Annotated in this window: 4 protein-coding genes; 2 read left to right on the forward strand and 2 right to left on the reverse strand. The window is 56.5% G+C overall.

Annotation, left to right across the window (positions count from 1 at the left end; all coding sequences use genetic code 11):
* Positions 1-105: 105 nt before the first annotated feature.
* On the forward strand, positions 106-429 hold the full coding sequence (locus FEAC_RS14275; RefSeq protein WP_052566602.1) for a DUF4143 domain-containing protein: 324 nt from the start codon (positions 106-108) through the stop codon (positions 427-429).
* 558 nt (positions 430-987) lie between these two features.
* On the opposite strand, the gene FEAC_RS15730 is transcribed toward FEAC_RS14275, so the two are convergent.
* Complete coding sequence (locus tag FEAC_RS15730) at positions 988-1,314, reverse strand: hypothetical protein (protein WP_156099341.1); 327 nt, start codon at positions 1,312-1,314, stop codon at positions 988-990.
* Positions 1,315-2,091: 777 nt separating this feature from the next.
* Positions 2,092-3,834 (reverse strand): hypothetical protein, encoded by a 1,743-nt coding sequence (locus FEAC_RS14285; RefSeq protein ID WP_152623294.1) that lies wholly within the window; start codon positions 3,832-3,834, stop codon positions 2,092-2,094.
* Between the two features lie 522 nt (positions 3,835-4,356).
* Between FEAC_RS14285 and FEAC_RS14290 the strand changes: the two genes are divergently transcribed.
* A partial coding sequence (locus FEAC_RS14290) for an IS630 family transposase (RefSeq protein WP_473234770.1) occupies positions 4,357-5,158 on the forward strand: 802 nt, incomplete at its 3' end.

Here is a 5,158-nt window from a genome sequence, read left to right on the forward strand (position 1 = left end):
CTGCGTGTCTCGCCGAAGCTTCACTTGGTCGGATGCATCGCTCGCAGCGGCGGCACTCGGAGCNGGACCGGGACAGTTGCGTAGTGATCCTGGAAACATTAGGGAATGCTCTTCGAGAGTGCGGTGATCCATGACCTGATGGTGTTCGCGTCTGCAATCGGCGGCGAAGTCCGCCACTACCGAGACTCGAACGGCAAGGAGATCGACGCGATCGTCACACTTACCGATGGACGTTGGGGAGCAGTCGAGGTCAAGCTCGGCGGGGCACAGATGCTGGCTGGGATCAAGTCGTTGCGCGACGTCATCGACCAGATCGACACTGACGCCGTTGGCGAACCAACCTTCCGTCTTGTCGTCACCGGCACCGGTCCGGTCCTCATCGCGGACGATGGCACCGTAATCGCCCCACTGAGTGCTCTCGCGCCCTAATCGCAGTTAAATGCAGGCTCGACGGGCTAGAGTTGCCCGTCAGCGCGCAAAGCCCGATGCAGCTGCGTTTGCCGTCTCCCGGCGTTCCCTTCTCGGTGTAGTAGCGGATCAGAGCGTTACCTGGGAGCTTATTTGCGTCCAGCTGTGGGAAAGTGACGCGCTGTCACTTTTCCCACCGCTCGAAATCATCCAGTACCCGATGGAAAACAGACAAGTCGGCTGACTCCTATCTCCAGCACTGCAAACCTCTTTGAACTTGACATACTTGACTAGATTATTTCCAGAACCCAGCGCGGCGCTTAGTCCAACTGGACAATATGGGAGGCTCTTGTGGCCGAACCGTTGTGCGCACCGGTGGCGTCTCTCTTGGAGGGGGCAATGTGGCACAATCACCGAGGCGTTGACCTCAAGCTTTGACCCTAAGCCATTGACGACATGCCCGGCCCTGATTATCCCCCCAGCTAAAGTCTCTAGAATTCTGGCAAAGGTGGTAGGTATTGGTCGAGATACCAGACAGGACCATCGGCCTATGACCCTACCTGTGGCGCCGGGTCGCACTTACTCACAGATGCTGACGAAACTCATCCTCACATCACTATTTATGCGCAGGAAAAGGGCAATCCAACCCCAATGCTGCCTCTGAGGCATCCGTCGACCTGCCAAAGCAGTTCGTCGGTTCGACGCCAACAACCCAAGTTCGCCCGAGACCTGTCTCGCAACCGTCAGCAGGACATCACAATGGGGTTGCACCTGATCGACAAGCAACGCCTCGTCTGCACCGCACTCTCCTATCGTCACTATTGACGTGGTGCGAGCGACTCCCATATCCGCCCACCTGACCTCCTTCGGGACGCAAGCGTGCCAGCCCAGCACATAAATCCTCATCTGCTACCATCGCTACGGTGCTCCAAGCACCACTGAAGGGGAAGAGTACTCCTTTCGTGCCATCGCCGCAGCATCCAACCGGTACCGTGCGCACTCCTCGTCACTCCAGCGGGTGCCGTGAGCTGGTACTCGCCCTAGCTGAGTACCTCTGTGGCATCATCTAGTCATGGCCGCCTCGATCTTTCGGGTCAGCACTGCATTCGGCCCATTGGGTTCGCCACTCCAGTACCATTGGATGCCACTAAGACGACGCATGAAGCCCGTGGCTTTTACAGAGCGACATTTTGGCGGGCTCAGGAATGGTAAACCTCGGAGTAAAGTTATTTTCCCCAAAGGTCACGCATTCTCCCTTCCTACCAAAAACGACTCCATGGGTACAGACCACTTGAGATCGACTTAAAAAGTTGGGGATAATTTCAGCGCATGTACCCTTCTGGTTTACAACGATGCCGATTCCTTGAACAGTGACAGTACCAGTGTTGGGTCCATCAGATGACCTATTCGCAAAGAGCACGACAGCCACCAGAATCAGCAAAAGAAGGACTGCAATCAAGATTTGTGGTTGTAGAAGTCGCTTCGTGTTCATCGATCGTCCTCACTTATCTCTAGCGGTAACTGGCCCCAGGTGTCCGAGTTCTAGCCGTATCATGTCCCAGTCGCGTCAGTATCTCCGTAGTTGTACGTGCTCTGTCCATGGAGGAGGATGACGGTAGCCATGAGTCCGGCCCAACGAGTGTGACGGGCTCAACCCAACCCGGGGCAGAGAAGCTTGGAGGGTCACCCTATACAGGTCGAACTCGGCCGCCCGATCGCTATCTCGTCGTTCGCAAAGGCGACGGCTAGCTCGCCATCTCGAAGAGTTGCAATATCAAAGATGACCGGGAGCGTCTTGGCGGTGGCAAGCAATGAACCCGTGGCGGAGCTACGACACTGCAATAGGGCGTTGTTGATCTCGTATACCCAGAGCGTGGGGCCAGCGATCACAAGACGTAACCCGTTGCTAAACGAGGCCGTGTTCGCGCTAATGGTCGAGTCGGTGAGTGCGTGATTTGAGGAGCTGGCGAACTCGATTCGATCGAGCTGACCCTCAAGCCCTGTCGGCGCAGCGAGCCAGATGCTGGTGTTCGTCGGGACGATCTGGACCCCTCCGATCCCGATTGGCGCAGCACGCCTCGGCAGAGAGGCGACGACTTTGCCATTGATGAGATCCCGCTGTTGAACCTCGACCGGCCCACCACCGTCGCCCGTGACCGTGGTATAGAGGGTCTGACCATCTGGCGGGGCGGCGAGCTCCACCACGGACTGATTCCCGTTGGGTATTGCGACATGGGCTAGGAGTCGTAGGGATGAGCTGAATCCGAGGAGCTGGGTTGTGGTGGCGACCCACAATCGTCCCCCGGCACTGACCATGGAGCTCATCGACGAGCCCCGACCGCTCAAGGGGTCGGGAAGAGCACGTTCGTAGAGTGTGCTCAGGGTTTCAGGGTTAAGAGCCTCAAGAGTTGTGGCGTCAGCTCCTGAATGCGAGGGTGAGGAGGTCTCGACCATGAGTTCGCCGTAGGCGTACGTCATCGTGTTGACGTTCGGCATGGTAGCCATGGCGGTAATCGCTCGAGTTGCGGGATCGAGTCGAATCAACGTCGTAGAGTGTCCTTTGGGCTCTGCCACGATGAGTGCGCCGTTATTGACTGGGACAATCTGAGTCCCAGCAAGGCCAAGTTTGAATGTCTTCGCCGCAGTGAAGACCGGGTTCGCTGCCAATGGCGTATCTCTGGGTGCAGTCGTTTGGCGGCCCCCAGAGACCCCGGGCGGGTCGGTGGAGACGGAGTTGATCGGTGGCGGGGTGATCTGCACTGGATTGCCGAAGCCAGAGAATCTTTCGGTCGATGTCGTCGTCTCGACCCGATGATCGACTGTCGCTCGTTGGGTGATCACGAGTTGTTTAATGAGTGAGGTTGGAGTGCCGCTGATCCAAACGGTCAGTGTGACGTGTTGAATTTCGTTCGTCGTTGTGATGGTGACCTCGCCGGATCGAGAGAGGTCTGGCTGCGTTCGCTCGGTCCGCTGTAGGAAAGAGGTACGGTATGCGGTCGTCAACGTCGTGCCGATGGTCGAACGACCGAGCTCTTGGACTTGGCCGGAGGCGTGGTCCTTGACGAGGTTCAAGGGAGCAAGCGGACCTCCAGAAAGAGAGCCAGTTGCACCGTGAGATGTCACAACCGTCCCTATAGTCCCCGAGTTTGTGACTCCTGCCTGCGGCGTGAGAGGGAATGCGAGCCAGCGCTTAGTGGTACCCTTTCGGATCGATGCCGATACTTGAAGGTACTCGGTGTCACCGATCACGACCTGCTCTTGGGCTCCCCCTGTGGGTTGAGAGATTGCGAGGCGTGCCGCCGGAGGGTTGGTGGTTATGACTTCGCTGGAGGAGAATGGCCGCAACTTCCTTCCTGCGACCGTCTCATGGAGGGTGCTGGCGAGAGTGAAGCTACCCGTGGCGATGGTGTGATCGTAGGCCCCCACCAATACCTTCTCCGCGTTGGTTCGCGAGAGTGTTGAAGAGGCTGAGGAGGAGTTCGTCGAGCCGCACGCGACCAACAGGAGAGATGACACAAGGAAGGTGATGAGCCAGGCATTTTGACTCCTCCGAGGTGGATGAGCCACTGTCTTTGCACCAAGGCTTCTGCGCCTCTCTCTGCATTGTGGGTATGCTAGCGGAGGTTCGCGAAGTATTGACGGGAGTTCATGATCGCTCTGGCAATCTCTAGGATCCTTGTGACCGTAGCATGTGATATCCCAAGCGACTGAGCAATCTCGTTTCGATTCTTTCCTTCCTCGTTCAAAGTGGAGGCGAATGACCTCCCTGACCCAACTCGTCTCGGTTCCCAGTGTTCCTTTCTTCTTGCTCACCTTTTGGCTCCTCTCCACGGACCCCGTATAACTAGTGTCCCTAGCCATAAATTTGCTCTAATTCAGGAATTTTCAATATTTTGTCTCCGTTGACCCCATTGTACATCTACTCTTTTGGAGGAAGAGGCAATGACAATGGCCAAGCAGATATCGAGAGCAACACAGGCAGCGAGAGATTCCGAAGGGACCAAGAAGCGTACTGGACGCAAACCAACGTATGTCGTCACCCTGAGCGATGAGGATAAAGAGTTCCTCACTTCCTTTATCGCCAANCGTAATGCACCAGCAGCTCAGGTGACGCGAGCAAAGATCGCCCTCTTGGCCAACGAACACGTCAGGCTTTGCGATATCGCCGATGAACTGGATATCTCTACCTTCACGGTGCAAAAGTGGATCAAGAGATTCGCCCTCTATGGGGTAGGGACACTCGCCGATACACCACGACCTGGGACCCCAAGGACCCATGGGGATGACAAGATCACCGAGATCATCAGACTCACTACGATGACCGAGCCACCGGATTCATCAACCCATTGGTCCACCAACACCATGGCAGCCGTGGCTGGCGTCTCTCCCTCCACGGTGGGGAGGATATGGCGAACCTTTGGCCTAAAGCCTCACATGGTTGAGAGCTTCACGGTGTCGAATGATCCAGAGTTCACCGAAAAGGTCAGAGACGTTGCTGGGATCTACTTGAACCCTCCAGAGGCGGCCATCGTCCTCTGTGTTGATGAGAAGACCCAAGTACAGGCCCTTGATCGCACCCAACCCATACGTCCGATGGTGCCAGGGGTTCCCCTGCGTCAAACGACTGAGTACAAGCGCAACGGTATCAGTAATCTCTATGCCGCCCTCAACGTAGCCTCTGGCAAGGTCATCACCAAGATGGCCGTTGCCCATAGGGCCATAGAGTTCATCGAATTCCTAGAGATCATCG

This window comes from Ferrimicrobium acidiphilum DSM 19497 (assembly GCF_000949255.1).
Taxonomy (GTDB): domain Bacteria; phylum Actinomycetota; class Acidimicrobiia; order Acidimicrobiales; family Acidimicrobiaceae; genus Ferrimicrobium; species Ferrimicrobium acidiphilum.

Excerpts from the sequence above, each read along its gene's own strand:
- FEAC_RS14275 (WP_052566602.1), top strand. The coding sequence starts at position 106 with ATGCTCTTCGAGAGTGCGGTGATCCATGACCTGATGGTGTTCGCGTCT.
- FEAC_RS15730 (WP_156099341.1), bottom strand. The coding sequence starts at position 1,314 with ATGAGGATTTATGTGCTGGGCTGGCACGCTTGCGTCCCGAAGGAGGTC.